A 16,373-nucleotide genomic window follows, 5' to 3' on the forward strand; every position below is an offset into this window, starting at 1 on the left:
ACGCGGGCGGCCCGGCACGGCACGGCTAGCCACGATCGCGCCGGTGACGCAGGTCGTACCAGGCCACCAGCACAAAGCCGCCAACCAGGCCGAGGTGTTCGAAAAAGGCATTGGCCGCCATGAAGCGCTCCGGCGGCGCCATCTGCCAGAACCGGTTGGCGAGAAAAGTGGCAAAGGCGGTGAACACCGCCAGCGCCAGCGCGCCGGCCCAGCGATAGAAGCCGAGCAGGATCATCAGCGAAGCCCCCAGTTCGAGCGCGATGGTGGCCGCCGCCAGGGGCGCGGCGGGCGCCAGGCCGAAGTGGGCCAGTTCCGCCACGGCGCCGGGGAAATCCAGCGCCTTGTTGATGCCGCCCTGCAGGTAGGCCGCGCAAAGCCCCAGCAAGCCTATCCACGCAATGACGGACCCAGTGCGCGACAGGCCATTGCCGCGGGAGATCCCGGGGTACGAGCTTCTCGATGCCATCGATCCATCCCCTTGATAGGTAAGGTGCCAACCCGCAAAGGCGCAAAGGCGCAAATCCGGAACAGCCCGCGCCGCCAACCGTCCTGCCGGCCACGAGCCGCGACGGCGTCACACCATGTGATTGTAGGATGCGGCGCGGGCCAGGACGAAGGGAACCGAAGCCGCACGGCTGCGGCAATAACCCTGCCGCCGTGTGTGCGCGCACGCTGCTCTATCATGTTGGTCATCCGAAGATGGCTTCACATGAAACTCTCATCCGTCGTACGCTGCCTCGCGGCGATCTCGTTGCTTGGGGCGGCCCTGGCAGGCATGCCGGCCCGGGCCAATGCAAATGCCGGTGCCGGTGCCGGTGCCACCCCCGGCGGCGACTTCCCGCAGCGGCCAATTCGCCTGGTAGTGACCTTTCCGCCGGGCGGCGGCACCGATACCCTGGCGCGGGTGATCGGCACGGAACTCGGGCGCAGCCTCGGGCAGGCCGTGGTGGTGGACAACCGGCCCGGCGCCAGCGGCAATATCGGCGCGGAGCTGGTGGCAAGGAGCCCGGCGGATGGCTATACCCTGCTGGTGGTCAACAGCAGCTTCGCCATCAATCCCGGCGTGTTCCGCAAGCTGCCCTTCGAGCCGGGCAAGGACTTCAGCGCGGTCATCGCGTTTGCGTCGGTGCCGTCCGTGATCGCCGTGCCGGAGCATTCTCCGATCCATAGCGTCAAGGACCTGATCGCTGCGGGCCGCTCGGGCAAGCCGCCCAGCTATGCGTCGTGCGGCAACGGCACGCCGCAGCACCTGGCGGGCGAGTTGCTGAAAATCTCGGCAAGGACCGATCTGCTGCATATTCCCTACAAGGGATGCGCTCCCGCCATGACCGACGTGCTGGGCGGCCAGGCGGATGTCAGCATCAACACGCTCACCAACACCCTGCCCTACCTCAAGACCGGCAAGCTGCGCGGGCTGGCGGTCACGTCCCGTGGCCGCTCGCCGTTCCTGCCCGAGGTGCCGGCGGTCAGCGAGCTTGGCCTGCCGGGCTACGACGTCGACCAGTGGTTCGGCATCCTGGCGCCAGCGGGCACGTCGCCCGAGGTCGTGCAAAAGCTCAACCTGGAATTCTCCTGGGTCATTGCCAGGCCGGAGGTCAGGGCCAACCTGGCGAACCTGGGATTCGCCACCACCCACAGCACGCCAGCGCAATTCCAGCGGGTGGTGAACGCCGATATCGCGCGATGGACCAAGCTGGCCCTGCGGATCGGCCTCAAGGCTGACTGATGCAAATCGATGCAAGGAAAGGACGACCTCAGCACAAGGGCTCGGCCTGCAGGTAAGCCGCGGCCTGCGGCCATGGCCTGAAGCCCACGACCTTGCGGCCTGCCTGCACAGCGCCGAAGTCGCTCGCGTCCAGGCTGGCGGCAAGCAGCTTGCCGAAGGCGTTCAGCAAGACATCGGAGGTCAGCCCGGAGGGGCCCGCCAGGGCCGGGCAGATGATCCAGGTGGTGTCGTCACGCGTGAACATCCGCAGTGATTTCACCAGGTCGGCGGGCTGCAGTTTCTCGTCCCGCACCGCCGCGTAGTCCAGGGCGAACGCGTTGACGAAATCGTCCATATGCCGGTGGCCCAGGCACACCACCACCTTGGGCCGCCAGCGCGCGCACATCTCCGCCAGGAAACGGAAGCGTCCGCCGTGCCGGCACAGATCCAGGTAGCGTTCCTTGGGCACCAGGGCCGGCTGGCCGCGGAACACCGTGGACCAGGGGGTCAGGCCATCGAGCTGCATGGGCAGGGGAAACAGGTTGAGCTTGAACTCAGCCCCGCAGGCGGCGTACAGGTGGTGCTCGTAGTAGGGCTTCCAGTCGGCATTGGCATCGGTATCGCTCAAGCCCAGCACCTCGGCGCGGGCGGCGGCCATGATGCGGGCAATGCGCTGGTGGCTAAGCCATTTGCCCATGCTGGCGCGGTGCGCGGCGCGAAACGCCGCGTCCCAGGCCAGCGGCGCCAGGCGCGGCTTGAGTGGCGCACGCAGGTGCTCGGACCAGGGATGCGGGCTCCTGTCGCAAAACCAGACCGAGGCCCGCGGATTGCCCCCCTCCATCCCCACATATGAAGCAAAGTAAGTGTCTAGTTCCTCTCTTGTGAACACCGTGGTGTTTTCCATGCTGCCCCCCTGATTGCCTGGTGGGTCCCCTCTTCAGCTCTTGCCGCAGCGTGCCGGCGCCCGTGGGGCCGCGCGTGCCGTTGCGATCGTTCGCCGGATATCCCGCGCCCGCCGGGGCTGGCGCTGAATCGTTCCGGGCATTGGTGGTGCGCCGCGTCTGCTGCGTGGTGCGTGGTGCGTGGTGGCTAGCCTTGACTATCGGCCAGCCTGTTGGTCCGCCTTTCCGGTCTTGAGCATCTCGGCAATCTCGATCGCGGAGGCCGGTGCGAATTGCGCTACGCAGGAGCGCGTCAGTGCCAGCGTGTACGAGAACGCCATGGCACGGTCCTCGAACGTGCGGTTGAGCATGAAGTGCGCGGCAGGCACCTGGCCGTCGGCCAGCTTTGACAGGCGGACCAGCGCTCCCCAGCTGCCATCCTCCACCTTCAGGATATCCACCTCGATGGCATATCCGGCCTCGATATACGTCCTGGCCGGGCCTGCCAGCCGGCGTTCCGGTTTGTCGAGCACCATCTCGTTCCTCCACGATTCAGGTCGATTTGTGACAACCACGGCCACGCACGGCGTGCGTGGTTCCATCCGCCCATGACTGCTGGCTCCCGACGCGGCCATGGGCATGCAACGCGTGCGTCAGCCTTGCATTGGTGCGCTCGCGCCGGCCAGCCGGGTGGCGGCCGGCGGCTTCGCGGTGGACTGGCGCACCACCAGCCCGCTGGGAAAGCACAGGCGGACCGGCGCTTCGTCCGGTTGCGCCAGCCGCAGCATGACCCGCCGCACCATGGCTTGCGCCATCTCGCCAAAAGGCATGGCCACGGAGGTCAGCGCGGGATTGGTGTACGAGCACATGCTGATGTCGTCCATGCCGATCACCGAGACATCGGCCGGCACCGACAAGCCAGCCTGGTGCAGGCCGGACATCAGCCCGATCGCCATCATGTCGTTGACAGCGACGAGCCCGGTGGGGCGCGTGCTGGCCTGCGCCAGCTGCCCCGCCAGGACCTGGCCCAGTTCCGCCAGTTCGGCATCGCCGTAATGCGCGGCGGGCGGGCACTCTATCACCACCGCGTCGCCCAGCCCGGCCTCTTTCACCGCCGCCTGGAAACCGGCGATCTTGCTCGCGCGGCTCACCGTGCGCCCGGCGGGCATGACAAAGGCGATGCGCCGGTGGCCAAGCTCGAGCAGGTGCGACGCCGCCAGGTGGCCCGCCTGGAAGTTGTCGGGCGCCACATGATCGATGCGCGCCGGCATGTTCGGGTCGGCGCCGCCGTCGTAGCTGACCATGGCCAGCCCCTGCCGGGTCGCCACCTCGAAATGCTGCTCGCCGGTGAGCGACGACACGATGATCACGCCGTGCACGCCGAACGAGAGCAAGTCGTCGAGCATGCGCGACTCCTGCTCCCGGTCCCGGTTGGTATTGCCCAGCAGCACCCGGTAGCCGGTCTGGCGCTGTGCCTCGGCTTCGATCTTCAGCGCGAGCTGGCCGTACATGGGGTTGGCGGTGGATGGCACCAGCAGCCCCAGCATCGGTGTCTGGCCGGTCTTGAGCTGGCGCGCGACCTGGCTGGGCCGGAAGCCGAGCGTGCGGATGGCCTCCCGCACCCGCTCGAACGTGGCGGGATTGAGCCGTTCGGTACGTCCGTTGAGCACGTTGGAAACGGAGCTCACGGATACGTTCGCCAGTCTGGCGACATCTTGTATGGTTGCCATTATCGGGATCTCATGCCAGCGTCATCAGGCGGGATAGCCATGGCGTCAGCGATGGCAACAGGATCAACAACAGCATGATCAGCAACAGTAAGGCGAGGTATTTCAGCATCGGCCCCGCCACTGCGCCCTGCGCGTGCCGGCCATCGCGCAAGTGGCGACCGGCCCCGGGCCCGAGGGCGGCATGCACAGGCCAAAGCCCATGGCGATCACCATCACCGTGCCGAAGTGTAGCGGATGCACGCCGGCCTGCTGGCCAATGGACATGAGCAGCGGGCACGAGCAGCCGGCCGAACAGGATCAGCGCAGGCGGCAACGTCCGGGGAGGATGGCACCAGCCTGCGGGGAGGCGCGTCGCGCTGCACTTCGTCTGAGGCCATGATTGCTGCCGTTCCGTACTTGGTCTCCGGTACTTGGCATCAAGTATTAAGCGTCTCCGTAAAACGATTTACTAAACCGATTTACAAAGCATAGGTGGTCGTGAGACAAATGCAAGGTCGATGGCTTGCCGGGTATCGCCGCCATGGCGGCAGTACCCGGCCGCGCATTCTGAAGGAAGTGGTTCAGGCTGTGACCGCCTTGGCGCGGGCAACGTTCATAGCGCCAAGGGGACGGGGAAGACGGGCCGGCGATGCCGGCCGCGTTCAGGCAAGTGTTGCGCGCAATCTGCAATCTATCCGGGCGCGCTGATCTAAGCCGGCGACTACGGGAACTACGGCAACCCGCCCATCGCCCTCAGTCCCAGACAGGCGCCAACCCCTCCGGGCTGGTCAAGCGCCCGCCCCGATCCAGCGCACCGATGGCAGCCATGTCCTGCTCAGACAGCCGCACCGCAAGCGCACCCAGGTTGCTCTCCAGGTTTGCACGCTTGGTAGAAGAAGGAATCACCGCATACCCAAGCTGCATGGCCCAAGCCAGCACCACCTGCGCGGGCGTAGCCCCGTTGCGCTGCGCTATCGCCTGCATCACCGGATCCTGCAATACCTTGCCGTAACCCAGCGTCATGTACGAAGTGATCGGAATCCCCTGGCTGCGGGCAAAGTCAGCCACCTTGCGATTCTGCAGGAACGGATGCAACTCGATCTGGTTGGTCGCGATGGCACCCGCCCCCACCACGTCGATCGCCTGCTGCATCAGCCCGATCGTGAAATTGGACACCCCGATCTGACGCGTCAGCCCCTGCTCGCGAGCATCAGCCAGCGCGCCCATGAACTCGGCAACCGGCACCCCATCACCTGGCGACGGCCAGTGGATCAGCGTCAGGTCGACATGATCCGTACGCAGCTTGGCAAGGCTGTCCTTGAGACTAGGCACCAGCTTGTCGCGCGACAGGTTCTCGGTCCAGATCTTGGTCGTCAGGAACAGCGCCGAGCGCGCCACGCCGCTCTCGGCGAGGGCCTGGCCGACCTCGGCCTCGTTGCCGTAGATCTGCGCGGTRTCGATGGCGCGGTAGCCGACGTCMAGSSCGTTGCGCACSGAGTCGATSACGGTCTGGYCTTKCAGGCGGAAGGTRCCGAGGCCAATGGCGGGAATGGACATTGTGTTTTCCTATGTCAGGTCATGCGTTGGCGGCCACGGCCGGCTGCGGCCATGGCCTGAATGAATCCGCGCTTCAGGCGGGCGTCAGGCGAGCGGCATCTCGTTCTCGATCCACGCCGTCACCGACGCATGCCGGGGCTGCCAGCCCAGCTCCGAGCGCGCGCGCCGGGCGCGCACGCGGCTGCTGGAGCCGAAGGAGTAGCGCGACTGGCCCTCGCCCCAGATGGGCGTGGCCTCTTCGACCGACCAGGACTGCACGGCCCCGAGGCCGAGCCGCCGGGCAATGGCAGCGCCGATCTCCGCGTACGAAGCCTCGCCATTCTCGACGAAATAGAAAGCGCCCGCGGGCGCGCTGTCGAGCACGCGCGCATAGAGGTCCACCACATCGGCAATATGCACGTTGGACCAGCGGTTCACGCCTGTGCCGACGATGCGCACCACGCCGCTTTGCCTGGCCTGCGCCACCAGCGGCGGAATCTGCACGCTGTCGGCATGCAGCCCGTCGCCAACGCCGTAGATCATGCTGTTGCACAGCACGGCGCTGCGCACGCCTTGCTCGGCGGCCGCCAGCACCATCTGGTCGATGGCGCGGCGCGCCTGCTTGCCCGGCTCCACCACGAACGGCGTCTGTTCGTCGAAGATGCGCGGCGACAAGGCATTGCCGCCGGCGTCGTCGCCGATCACGCTGGAGCCGCTGGTATGCAGCAACGGCTTGCCCGAGCCGCGCAATCCGGCCAGCAGCGCGTCTACCGCGGCGCGGTGGTCGCTGCTGGCGGCGTTGATCACGCCATCGGCCTGCGCGGCTTCGCGCGTCAGCAGGGCAGCGTCGTCGAGCGTGCCCTGCACGGGCACGACGCCGCGCATGGCCAGCTGTGCGGCTTGCGCCGGGTTGCGGACCAGGCCGCGCACGCTATGCCCGGCGGCGATCAGGTGCGCCGCGACAGAGCCGCCGATAAAGCCGGCGGCGCCGGTGATGAAGATTTGCATGGGATGCTCCTGGATGCGGGCTCGCGAGGCGAGCCGGATTGGGGCGGGGCCGTGAGGCGGTGAGGCGGTGGCCATGGCCGGATGAACAGGACCCGAGTATCCGCGCTACCCATGCAGAGAAAAACCGTGCGGCGTGCAGAACATATTTGATTCCGGCGCAAGAATGGGCGGCGCGCACGCGAAATGTGGCGCGCGCTGCCTGCGCTGCCGTGCTTAGCCCCAGGCCGGGAACGGATCATCGCCACCGATCAACGGCGCGGCGACGCTAGATAAGGCCGCACGCTTGCCGCCGGCATGGCGTAGCCGGCATAGCCCATCATGGTGTCCGCCCGCTCCACCCGCATCGCGCCGCTGATCCACACGGTATCCATGCTGCGCAGCCCCGCCAGCGGCTTGTCCGTGCGCACATGGATGACCTGGTTGGCGGGCGGCGGCGGCATATGGATGCATGCGCCAAAGTACGGCACCAGCAGGAACTCGCGGATCGCCTCGCCCTCGCCATCGAGCGAGACGACAAAGCCGGCTATGCGCACCGCCACGCCATCGAGCGTGGGCTCCACCGGTGCGTTCTTCCAGTACTGACGGGCCTTGTACAGGGCGATCTGCGCGCGCGGGTCGGCGTCCTCCAGTTCATCGAGCCGCAGGCCCCTGAACGGCGCCAGTGGATCCCAGCCCTTGGGCAGCAAGGCCTGCCAGCCGATCTCGCGCAAGGCGGAGTCGGGTGCGGCGGGCACGGGTTGCAGCGCCTCGCCTATCGCATAGGCGGGCGGCTCGGCAGCGCCTGGATCCGCCTGGGCTTGCGGGGGCGGCGGGCGGGAGACATACGCGGCGCCCGCCATGGCCACTCCGATGATGGCGAGCGCAAACAAGGCACGCCGCACGCGTGAGGTCACGCCGGGCTTCTTCATCATCTTCATCATCATGTGGTCGGCCTCAGCCCATCGGCCAGGCTGAGGCGGTAAGCGCGCCACCCGGGCACCAGGCTCACGCAGAAGCCGGCGGCCACCGCAGCGACAAGCAGCGGCCACTCGCCCGGTGTGGGCCAGGCCGCTTGCAAGGCCACGCCGTACGTGGCTTCCAGATAGGGCCCAAGCCCCGCTGCCAGCGCGCTCAACAACAGGAGCCCGAGCAGGGCACCGGCGGCCATCACCACCAGCCCCTCCAGCGCCAGCATGGCCAGCAGGTCGCGCGGGCGGGCGCCGACGGCACGCAGGATGGCCAGCTCGCGCCGCCGCTCGCCCAGCGCGGCAAGGATGGAGGACGCCAGCCCCGCCAGCCCGACCACCACCACCAGCGCCGACACCAGCAGCATGGCGCGCTCGGCCAGCCCGATGACGCGCCACAGCTCGTCCAGCGCCACGCCCGGCAGCACCGCCATCAGCGGCTCGTGCGGGTCCTCGGCAATCTCGCGCTGCACGGCAAACACCTGCGACCGCAGCTTCAGCCCGACCAGCACGCCCGTCACGCTTGGCGGCGCCAGGTCGAACTTGCGCACCTGCTCCGGCAGGATCGCCAGGCCCGGCAGCGGCACGCCGCCCTCCCAGCCCAGGTGGATGGCTTGCATCGCATCCAGGCCGATATGCACGGTGCGGTCCACCGGCGTGCCGGTGCGCGCCAGGATGCCGCTGACCACGAAGGGCTTGTCGGCATGGTCATGATGGCCGGCAGGATCGGCATGTGGCCCATCGCCACCGCTGTCGCCGTGGCTAAGCACGATGCGGTCGCCCACGCGGTAGCCCAGCCGGCTCGCCACCTCGGCGCCAAGCACCGCATCGAACAGCGACGGGAAGATCCTGCCCTGCGCCAGTTCCAGCGCACGGCGATCCCCGTAGCGATAGTGGGTGAAGTAGCTGGCCGTGGTCGCCAGCACCGGAAAGCCGCGGTGTGAATCTCCCAGCGACAGCGGAATGGTCCACGCCACCGCCGGATGCCGCGCCAGCCGCTCGACGCTGTCCCAGCGCATGTTGTTGGTGGCCCCGCCAAGGTGGAACACGGTGTAGAGCATCAGCTGGATCGGGCTGGTGCGCGCGCCGACCACCAGGTCGGTGCCGGACACCGACTGCGCAAAGCTCGCCCGCACCGCATGCCGGATACGCTCCACGCCCAGCAGCATGGCAACGGACAGGGCAATCGCCAGCAGCATCAGCAGCAGGTTGAAGCGGCGGTTCCACGCGCTGCGCGCCGCCATCGATAGCATCAGCATCATGCCGGCTCCATCGCGTGGATCGCGTCCATCGTATCGATCGCCGGCAACGACAACCTCTGCGCGAAGCCCGCCGACAGGCGCTCGTCATGGCTGACAAACACCAGGCTGGCGCCGGCGACGCCGCATTCGCGCTGCAGCAACGCCATGAAGGCCTGCTGGCGTGGCGCGTCCAGCGCCGAGGTGGGCTCATCGGCCAGCACCACCTGCGGGCAGCCGATCAGCGCGCGCGCCGCGGCCACGCGCTGCTGCTGGCCAACCGAGAGCTGGGTGACAGGGCGCCGCCACAGGGCCGGCGACAGGTCGAGCTGCCTGAGCAGTGCGTGCGCGGCGGCTTCCGGCGTCTCGCCCTGCGCTGCCGCCCGCTTGCGCCGGGCGGGCGAGAAGCGGCAAGGCAGCAGCACGTTGTCCACGACCGACAGGTAGGGCAGCAGGTTGAACTGCTGGAAGACCAGGCCAACATGATCGGCGCGGAAGCGGTCGCGCTGCGAGGCCGACAACGCGCCGAGCACGGTGCCCAGCACGCGCACGGTGCCTTGCTGTGGCAGCAGCACGCCGGCCAGCATCGACAGCAAGGTGCTCTTGCCGCTGCCGCTGGGGCCGCACACGAACAACTGCTCGCCCGCGCCCAGCCGGAGCCGGCCAAGCCACAGGCCGGGCGCGGCCTGCGCGGGCCAGGTGAATGCGATGTCCCGCAGGTCGATGACCGCATCGCCGCCCGCCTTGCCGGGCTCGCCATGTTCGCCGATACCATCCGCCATCCAGAACCTCGCCAAGCATAATGCAACATTGTTGCATTATGCTGCGGCCCGGCAAAAGATGGCAAGCGGCCCCGGCGTCTACCTTGCCGGGCGCGCCGGCACGCGGCTCGCGGTGACGGTGACCTCGACCAGCCATCCCGGCGGCACCAGCCGCAACACTTCGGCGCGCGTACGCACCGGCACGTTGGGCTGCTTGCCGGTTCCGAAGTACTGGTTATAGACACCCGAGAAACCGGTGAAATCCGGCTTGCCCGTGGCCGGGTCCGCCACGATCAGCGCCTGCATGGAGACGATGTCGCCCATCTGGTAGCCGCGGTCCTTGAGGATGTGCTCGATCTGGCCGAGCACGTTGCGGGTCTGGGTTGCGGTGTCGCCATAAGAGGCCGCGGTATCGGGCGGCGCGGAGGCATTCGCCACCGTGGGCCCCACGCCGCTGAGCACGAGTTGCTCCGCGCTGGCGGGAATCTCGATCGCCTCGGCAAACTCGCGCGCCCAGGGTTCGGTCATGTGCGCCGGGTTGCGATGCCGGACGATCTGCTCGGCGGCGTTGGCCGTGGCGATGCAAAGTGCCGGAGCGACGAGGGTGGCAATGGAAATACACGATAGCAAGCGTGTTGCGCGCATGGGGGGCCTGTCGGTAGAAGCAAGGAAGGAGGATCCGGGCAACGCGGCGTTGCCTTGCCGGACCGTGCAAACGCGGGACGCAGAACACGGAACACCGAACGCGTTCGCGATTGTCACGACACCATGCTAGTAGCCGCCCCTATACGCGGACAAATGACTCCTTGCGCCGCATGCATGCCCTGAGGTCATGCGTGGGGCCAACGACAATGCCAATGACAGCTCAGATCGACGGCATCGCCGCCACCTCGGCGTGCAGCCAGTTGCGGAACGCCGCGATGGCGTAGTCGTCGGCCCGCTCCTTGCGGTACAGCAAGCAGTAGTCGCCGCCGCTGGTGATGCGCTCGCGCACCGGCACGGCCAGCCTGCCGGAGGCGATCTCCTCGGCCACCAGCACATCGGGCACCAGCGCGATGCCGCGGCCTTCGATGGCGGCCCGCACCGACATGAAGAAATGCCCGAAATGCAGGGCCTGCGCGCCGGCCGCGTAGGGCACGTCCAGCGCGGCGAACCAGTCCGGCCAGGCATGCGCGCGGGAGTCGGTGTGAATCAGCGGCAGCCGCGCCAGCGCGGCCGGGCTGGCGGGCAGCCGGCCCTTCACCAGCCCAGGCTTGCATACCGGCACCAGGCTGTCGGGAAACAGCGGCTCCGTGGCCACGCCCTTCCACTCATCCGTCATCACCAGGTCGATGCGCGGCGCACCCTTGCGTGCCCGCTTGCCAGGCGGCTTGCCCACACGGATGGCCACGTCCACTTTGTCGCGATCGAACGAAACCGGATCGATCGACGTGATCAGCCGGATCTCGATGGCCTGGTGCGCCTGCGTGAAGTTGACCAGCCTCGGCATCAGCCAGGTGGACGCCAGCGTGGGCAGGATGCTGACCAGCAGGCTGCGCGAGCTCCTGGCCCCGGTGAGCTCGCGGGCAACGGTCTCGATCTGGTCGAGCGAGCGCGTCACCACGTCGAACAAGCGCGCGCCCTGCGGGGTGAGTTCGATGGCGCGCGTCAGGCGGTTGAACAGCTTGAGCCCGTAGTGCGTTTCCAGGTTCTTGATATGCCGGCTGATCGCGCTCTGGGTCACGCACAGCTCGTCCGCGGCCAGCGTGAAACTCATGTGCCGCGCGGCGGCCTCGAAAGCGCGCAGCGAAACCAGCGGAGGAAGCGAACGTTTCATGCGGCACCTGGGGGCGAGGGCGATGGACGCATAAGTATAAGTCATGCGTATGTGCAATCAAGTCGTTTGCTGAAAAGATCCGCGACGCCGAGTATTCCTCTCAGGCAAGAAAAAAAGCATCTGCAAAAAACAAAGACCCAGACAAAAGACAAAGCCAAAAAAAGGAGCCCACATGACAACCACGCCCGGCGAGGAGCGCCCCCTGCTCTCGGTATCCGGTCTTTCCAAGCGATTTGGAGCGACCTGCGCATTGCGCGGCGCCGATCTCACCGTGCGCCCCGGCGAGGTGCATGCGTTGATGGGCGAAAATGGTGCAGGCAAAAGCACGCTGGTGAAGATGCTCGTCGGCGCGCTGCGCCCGGATACGGGCACCATCGCGCTGCGCGGCCAGCCGGTTGCCTTTGGCTCGGTGCGCGACGCCATCGCGGCCGGCGTGATTCCCGTGTACCAGCATGCCACCGTGTTCCCGGACCTGACGGTGGAACAAAACCTGCATGCGTTCGACGTGGCCCGGGCCGGCGCGCTGCACGCTGGTGCCCGCCTGCCCCTGCAATGCTATCTGGACACGGCGCGGCGCATCGGGCTGGCGCTCAACCCGCGCCAGCTGGTGTCCGGCCTGTCGATGGCCGAGCGGCAGTTGCTGGAGATCGCGCGCGGCGTGGCGCGCAAGTGCGAGGTGCTGATCCTCGACGAGCCGACCGCCGCGCTTAACGCGCATGAAGCCGACCGCCTGTTCGCCGCTGTCGCGCGCCTCAAGGAAGAAGGCAAGGGCATCCTCTTCATCAGCCACAAGCTGGGCGAGATCAAGCAGGTCTGCGACACCATCACCGTGCTGCGCGATGGCTTTACCGTGGTGGATGCGGCGCCGGTGGCCGCCATGACGCCGCACGAGATCGTCGAGGCCATGGTGGGGCCGGTGGCCGAGCGGCCCGCGCGCGCGCTCCCCGCCGTGGGCAACACGCGGCTGCGGGTTGAAGGAGTCGCCTGCGGCGATCTGCTGCGCGACGTCACGCTGTCGGTGGGGCGAGGCGAGATCGTCGGGCTGGCCGGCCTGATCGGCTCGGGTGCGATCGAGCTGGGCGAAGTGCTGAGCGGCAGCCGCCCCCCCAGCGCCGGCACCATCCGGGTCGACGAGCAGGACCTGACGGCGATGTCGCGCCGGCGCTTCAAGCAAGGCGGCGTCGGGCTGATCCCGGCTGACCGCAGCAGCGACGGCATCTTCCCGGGGCTCAATTGCGCCGCCAACGCGGTGGCCTCCACCTACGCATCCATCTCCGATCATCTCTTTGTCTCCGATGCCATGGAGGTGGGCGCCAGCGAGCGCTTGTTCGCGTCGCTGCGGGTGCGCCCGGGCGATCCGGCACTGGACGTCAGCGCGCTGAGCGGCGGCAACCAGCAAAAGCTGCTCGTGATCCGCAACCTGCTGCTGCCCGGGCTGAAGGTGCTGGTGGTGATCGAGCCCACGCGCGGGGTTGACGTGAACGCCCGCGAGGCCATCCACGATGCGCTGGTGGACGCGGCGCGCCGTGGCGTCTGCGTGATCGTGGCGTCCAGCGACATCGACGAGGTGGTGGCCTTGTCGCACCGCATCGTGGTGATGCGCCACGGCCGCATGGCCAGGGTGTTTGCGCGCGGGGTTGCGTTGCAGCAGGTGATTGCGTGCACCACAGGCGCCAGCGATGGCGATGACAGCGCGCAAGCCGCGCGCGAGGAGGCACATCATGGCCTGGCTTAGGAAGTGGCCGGCATCGGCCTGGGTCTGCCTGGCGCTGTTCGTGGCCTGCGTGATCGCGGTGCCGCGCTTTGGCACCAGCGGCAACATCTTCAACCTGGCGCGCGTGCTGGCGGTGCTGCTGCTGGTGGCGATCGGCCAGGGCCTGGTGATCGTGGTGCGTGGGCTGGATTTTTCCGTGGGCTCCGGGGTGGCGCTGTTCAGCGTGGTGGCCGTGCTGAGCATGCCGGCCATCGGCGTGGGTGGTGCGTTTGCCGCCGGCGCGCTGGCGGTGCTGGCCCTGGGCGTGCTCAATGGCACGCTGGTTGGTGTCTTGCGCATCCCCGCCTTTCTTGCCACGCTCGGCACCATGATTGCGGTGCACGGCTTGTGCGGCGTGCTGGTGGGCGGCGTGCCGCTGGATGCCCCGTCCAGCGTGGACTTCTCCGCGCTGGGCCGGGGACAGTGGCTGGGCCTGCCGCTGCCGCTGTGGCTGGCCGGCGCCGCGCTGCTGGTTGTGGGTGCGCTCACGCGCTACACGGCGCCGGGCCGCGAATGGTATCTGGTGGGCAGCAACCCGGAGGCCGCGCACCTGGCGGGCATCGCGGTAAAGCCACGCGTGCTGCAGGCCTATCTGGCCAATGCCGTGCTGGTGGCGATAGCCGGCGCGGTGCTGACCTCGCGGCTCGGCTCGGGCCAGCCCAATCTCTATCCCAACCTGCCCTTCGAGGCGATTGCCGCGTGCGCTATCGGCGGCATTCCGCTCACCGGCGGCAAGGGCGGCCCGTTGCACGCGCTGTTTGGCTGCCTGATCCTGGCCATGGTGGGCAATGCGCTCGTGCTGATCAATTTCCCCAGCTATATCCAGAGCGTCCTGCTTGGCGTGCTGATCCTCGCGGCCGTGCTGCTCCAGCAACTGCGCGGCCGCTCACTGCGCGCGCGCCCGCTGCCCAGCCTTCCTGCCAACGCATCTTGAGCGCACGAACATGAACACGCAACGACTAATGTCCCTGCAGGCTCGCACCGGCGCCGCCCTCTCAGCCTTCTCGCCGCGCTCCGTGCCCGCGCTGCGCAAATCCACCGGCCTGTTCGCCTGCGCGGGCTTGTGGCTGGTGATGGGCGTGATCTCGCCCGGATTCGCCACCTCGGACAACCTGGCCAACATCGTTTCGCAAAGTGCCGTGCTGCTGTTGCTCGCGCTCGGCCAGATGCTGGTGGTGGTCACGCGCGGCTTCGATATCTCGGTGGGCGCCGTGGCGGTGCTGTCGTCCATCGTGATCGCGCAGACGGCCGCGCAGTTCGGCGAAGTGCCCGCCATCCTGCTGGGCACGGGCGCCGGGCTGGCGGTGGGGCTCTGCAATGGCTACCTGATCGCCTGCCGCCGCATGGAGCCGATCGTCGTCACGCTGGGCGCCACGCTGATCGTGCGCGGGATATCGACCATCGTCTCCGGTGGCGTCGATGCGGTGCCGCTGCCGCCCGCAACGGTGATCCAGTCGCTGGCCTACGCGGCATGGCTAGGTGTGCCGGCGATGGTGTGGCTGGCCGCGCCGGTGGCGGCGCTGGCCTGGTTGCTGTGCGCGCGCCTGCCACTCGGCCGCTGGTTCTACATGATCGGCAGCCATCCCGATGCGGCCTTGCTGGTAGGGGTGCCCGTGCGCACCGCCGGCGTGCTGGCCTATGGCCTGTGCGGCGCGCTGGCCGGGCTGGCGGCGGTGTTCCTGCTGGCACGCAGCGGCGCAGCGGTCGCGGTCGACGGCGCGGGCATGGAGCTGCAAGCCATTGCCGCGTGCGTGATCGGCGGCGTGGCGCTAAGCGGCGGCAAGGGCGCCGTGTGGCAGGTGATGGTGGGCACCCTGTTCATCCAGGCGTTGCTCAACGGGCTGAACCTGCTCGGCACCTCGCCCTTTGCCTCCGAGATCGTACTGGGCGCGGTCATCGTATCCGCAGGCTTGCTCGAATACCTGATGCGCAGGGTGGGATCGCGCCAGGGCTGAACCCTTACCTTCACTGCAACGATATCGAACAGGAGCTTGAATCATGAAGCGAATCAGCATTCCCCGGCTGCGGGCCGCCGTCGCCCTGGCAGGCGCCCTGCTGGCATGCGGGCCGGCCATGGCGCAAAAAGCGCTGACGATCGGCTACGCCACGCCGGACTTGTCATCGTCGTTCTGGATCTCCATGACCTACGGCGTGGAGGATGAAGCGAAGAAGCTCGGCGTTGCGCTGGTCAAGCTCAACGCTGGCGGCGATGCCAACGTCAACATCCAGATCTCGCAATTGCAGGACCTCGTACAGCGCAAGGTCGACGCCGTCGTCGTCGGCGCCACCAACGGCGATGCCATCCGCGGTGCGGTGGAGCATGCCATTGGCAAGGGCATCCCGGTGGTGGGCCTCTCCAGCGTGCCCAGCAGCGACAGGCTGGCCTCCAGGATCAGCGCGGACCACTACGACATGGGCCGCCTGCAGGCGCAGTGCCTTGGCAAGGCGCTCAACGGCAAGGGCGCGGTGGGCATGATCTCCCAGCAGCAGGGGCAGACCTGGGCCGACCTGCGGCGCCAGGGCTTCCTGGAAACCGTCAAGGCGGAATACCCCGGCATCAAGGTGGTGGCGGAGTCGCGCAGCGCGGTCACGCGAAACGGCGCCATCAACCTGGTGGACGACTGGCTGCAACGCTTTCCCGAGCTCAACGGCATCTACTCCGCAGTGGATGACTCGGCGGCGGGCGCGGCGCTGGCAGTCAAGTCCGCCCACCGCGAGGGCGTCAAGATCAGCGCCTCCAACCTCAGCCCCACCGCCCAGCAGATGCTGCAGAACGGCGAGCTGGCCTGCTCGTCCGTGCAGCAGATCGTCACGCAGGGCCGCGAGGCGCTCAGGCAGGCGGTGGCTGCCGCCCGCAAGGAGAGCACGACAGCAGTCGTGCGCACGCCATCCATCCTGGCCACGCGCGACAATCTCGCCACGCTCGATCTTTCCCTGGTGACCGCGCCGAAGGACTATCGTCCGTGACGCAGCGCCGCCATTCGATTCCGCCCCACTCAAATTCACGCATCCAGCCAGGTCA

The 16,373-nt window shown here is 67.9% G+C and carries 17 protein-coding genes; 5 read left to right on the plus strand and 12 right to left on the minus strand.

Annotated features, from left to right (window positions below; genetic code table 11):
- Positions 1–25 precede the first annotated feature (25 nt).
- Complete coding sequence (locus tag AC1DQR_RS07370; protein ID WP_416051619.1) at positions 26–466, minus strand: DoxX family protein; 441 nt, start codon at positions 464–466, stop codon at positions 26–28.
- 243 nt (positions 467–709) lie between these two features.
- Between AC1DQR_RS07370 and AC1DQR_RS07375 the strand changes: the two genes are divergently transcribed.
- Positions 710–1,726: a tripartite tricarboxylate transporter substrate binding protein gene (locus AC1DQR_RS07375; RefSeq protein ID WP_477132809.1), complete on the plus strand. Its 1,017-nt coding sequence runs from the start codon at positions 710–712 to the stop codon at positions 1,724–1,726.
- 28 nt (positions 1,727–1,754) lie between these two features.
- Here the strand turns inward: AC1DQR_RS07375 and AC1DQR_RS07380 are convergent, their stop codons facing one another.
- From AC1DQR_RS07380 to AC1DQR_RS07430, 11 genes are all read right to left on the minus strand, one after another.
- Positions 1,755–2,609 carry a transcriptional regulator gene (locus tag AC1DQR_RS07380; RefSeq protein WP_416051617.1) on the minus strand — a complete coding sequence of 285 codons (855 nt, stop codon included), beginning with the start codon at positions 2,607–2,609 and terminating at the stop codon, positions 1,755–1,757.
- A gap of 195 nt (positions 2,610–2,804) precedes the next feature.
- The gene (locus tag AC1DQR_RS07385) at positions 2,805–3,122 is read right to left on the minus strand and encodes a hypothetical protein (protein WP_416051616.1); all 318 of its coding nucleotides are present in this window, start codon (positions 3,120–3,122) and stop codon (positions 2,805–2,807) included.
- A 117-nt stretch (positions 3,123–3,239) separates the two neighbouring features.
- A complete protein-coding gene (locus AC1DQR_RS07390) occupies positions 3,240–4,316 on the minus strand; it encodes a LacI family DNA-binding transcriptional regulator (protein WP_477132810.1) in 1,077 nt (358 codons plus the stop codon).
- 102 nt (positions 4,317–4,418) lie between these two features.
- Complete coding sequence (locus tag AC1DQR_RS07395; protein ID WP_416051614.1) at positions 4,419–4,580, minus strand: TRAP transporter large permease subunit; 162 nt, start codon at positions 4,578–4,580, stop codon at positions 4,419–4,421.
- A 468-nt stretch (positions 4,581–5,048) separates the two neighbouring features.
- Complete coding sequence (gene dkgB / locus AC1DQR_RS07400) at positions 5,049–5,852, minus strand: 2,5-didehydrogluconate reductase DkgB (RefSeq protein WP_477132811.1); 804 nt, start codon at positions 5,850–5,852, stop codon at positions 5,049–5,051.
- Positions 5,853–5,936: 84 nt separating this feature from the next.
- On the minus strand, positions 5,937–6,839 hold the full coding sequence (locus AC1DQR_RS07405; protein ID WP_477132812.1) for an NAD-dependent epimerase/dehydratase family protein: 903 nt from the start codon (positions 6,837–6,839) through the stop codon (positions 5,937–5,939).
- A 248-nt stretch (positions 6,840–7,087) separates the two neighbouring features.
- A complete protein-coding gene (locus AC1DQR_RS07410; RefSeq protein ID WP_416051611.1) occupies positions 7,088–7,762 on the minus strand; it encodes a DUF3299 domain-containing protein in 675 nt (224 codons plus the stop codon).
- A complete protein-coding gene (locus tag AC1DQR_RS07415) occupies positions 7,759–9,045 on the minus strand; it encodes an ABC transporter permease (protein ID WP_416051610.1) in 1,287 nt (428 codons plus the stop codon). The genes AC1DQR_RS07410 and AC1DQR_RS07415 overlap by 4 nt, the downstream gene beginning before the upstream one ends.
- A complete protein-coding gene (locus AC1DQR_RS07420) occupies positions 9,042–9,803 on the minus strand; it encodes an ABC transporter ATP-binding protein (protein ID WP_477132813.1) in 762 nt (253 codons plus the stop codon). The genes AC1DQR_RS07415 and AC1DQR_RS07420 overlap by 4 nt, the downstream gene beginning before the upstream one ends.
- Before the next feature lie 78 nt (positions 9,804–9,881).
- On the minus strand, positions 9,882–10,427 hold the full coding sequence (locus AC1DQR_RS07425; RefSeq protein ID WP_477132814.1) for a RidA family protein: 546 nt from the start codon (positions 10,425–10,427) through the stop codon (positions 9,882–9,884).
- Positions 10,428–10,647: 220 nt separating this feature from the next.
- Entirely contained in the window at positions 10,648–11,598 is a 951-nt protein-coding gene (locus AC1DQR_RS07430) for a LysR substrate-binding domain-containing protein (protein ID WP_416051607.1), read from the minus strand.
- A gap of 172 nt (positions 11,599–11,770) precedes the next feature.
- Between AC1DQR_RS07430 and AC1DQR_RS07435 the strand changes: the two genes are divergently transcribed.
- Genes AC1DQR_RS07435 through AC1DQR_RS07450 form a run of 4 tightly spaced genes read left to right on the plus strand, consistent with a single transcriptional unit; the run spans position 11,771 to position 16,318 of the window.
- On the plus strand, positions 11,771–13,333 hold the full coding sequence (locus tag AC1DQR_RS07435; protein ID WP_416051606.1) for a sugar ABC transporter ATP-binding protein: 1,563 nt from the start codon (positions 11,771–11,773) through the stop codon (positions 13,331–13,333).
- Positions 13,320–14,285: an ABC transporter permease gene (locus AC1DQR_RS07440; protein WP_416051605.1), complete on the plus strand. Its 966-nt coding sequence runs from the start codon at positions 13,320–13,322 to the stop codon at positions 14,283–14,285. Before AC1DQR_RS07435 ends, AC1DQR_RS07440 begins: the two co-directional genes overlap by 14 nt.
- Before the next feature lie 10 nt (positions 14,286–14,295).
- Positions 14,296–15,306: an ABC transporter permease gene (locus AC1DQR_RS07445; protein ID WP_416051604.1), complete on the plus strand. Its 1,011-nt coding sequence runs from the start codon at positions 14,296–14,298 to the stop codon at positions 15,304–15,306.
- A 43-nt stretch (positions 15,307–15,349) separates the two neighbouring features.
- Positions 15,350–16,318 (plus strand): TMAO reductase system protein TorT, encoded by a 969-nt coding sequence (locus AC1DQR_RS07450; RefSeq protein WP_477132815.1) that lies wholly within the window; start codon positions 15,350–15,352, stop codon positions 16,316–16,318.
- The last annotated feature ends 55 nt before the right edge of the window (positions 16,319–16,373 follow it).

The organism is Cupriavidus sp. 05L411 (assembly GCF_056398045.1).

Coding starts and splice junctions, on each gene's coding strand:
- AC1DQR_RS07385 (WP_416051616.1), bottom strand. CDS start 3,122: ATGGTGCTCGACAAACCGGAACGCCGGCTGGCAGGCCCGGCCAGGACG.
- AC1DQR_RS07445 (WP_416051604.1), top strand. CDS start 14,296: ATGAACACGCAACGACTAATGTCCCTGCAGGCTCGCACCGGCGCCGCC.
- AC1DQR_RS07415 (WP_416051610.1), bottom strand. CDS start 9,045: ATGATGCTGATGCTATCGATGGCGGCGCGCAGCGCGTGGAACCGCCGC.
- AC1DQR_RS07420 (WP_477132813.1), bottom strand. CDS start 9,803: ATGGCGGATGGTATCGGCGAACATGGCGAGCCCGGCAAGGCGGGCGGC.
- AC1DQR_RS07390 (WP_477132810.1), bottom strand. CDS start 4,316: ATGGCAACCATACAAGATGTCGCCAGACTGGCGAACGTATCCGTGAGC.
- AC1DQR_RS07380 (WP_416051617.1), bottom strand. CDS start 2,609: ATGGAAAACACCACGGTGTTCACAAGAGAGGAACTAGACACTTACTTT.
- AC1DQR_RS07425 (WP_477132814.1), bottom strand. CDS start 10,427: ATGCGCGCAACACGCTTGCTATCGTGTATTTCCATTGCCACCCTCGTC.
- AC1DQR_RS07395 (WP_416051614.1), bottom strand. CDS start 4,580: ATGTCCATTGGCCAGCAGGCCGGCGTGCATCCGCTACACTTCGGCACG.
- AC1DQR_RS07440 (WP_416051605.1), top strand. CDS start 13,320: ATGGCCTGGCTTAGGAAGTGGCCGGCATCGGCCTGGGTCTGCCTGGCG.
- AC1DQR_RS07410 (WP_416051611.1), bottom strand. CDS start 7,762: ATGATGATGAAGATGATGAAGAAGCCCGGCGTGACCTCACGCGTGCGG.
- AC1DQR_RS07375 (WP_477132809.1), top strand. CDS start 710: ATGAAACTCTCATCCGTCGTACGCTGCCTCGCGGCGATCTCGTTGCTT.
- AC1DQR_RS07430 (WP_416051607.1), bottom strand. CDS start 11,598: ATGAAACGTTCGCTTCCTCCGCTGGTTTCGCTGCGCGCTTTCGAGGCC.
- AC1DQR_RS07370 (WP_416051619.1), bottom strand. CDS start 466: ATGGCATCGAGAAGCTCGTACCCCGGGATCTCCCGCGGCAATGGCCTG.
- AC1DQR_RS07405 (WP_477132812.1), bottom strand. CDS start 6,839: ATGCAAATCTTCATCACCGGCGCCGCCGGCTTTATCGGCGGCTCTGTC.
- AC1DQR_RS07450 (WP_477132815.1), top strand. CDS start 15,350: ATGAAGCGAATCAGCATTCCCCGGCTGCGGGCCGCCGTCGCCCTGGCA.
- AC1DQR_RS07435 (WP_416051606.1), top strand. CDS start 11,771: ATGACAACCACGCCCGGCGAGGAGCGCCCCCTGCTCTCGGTATCCGGT.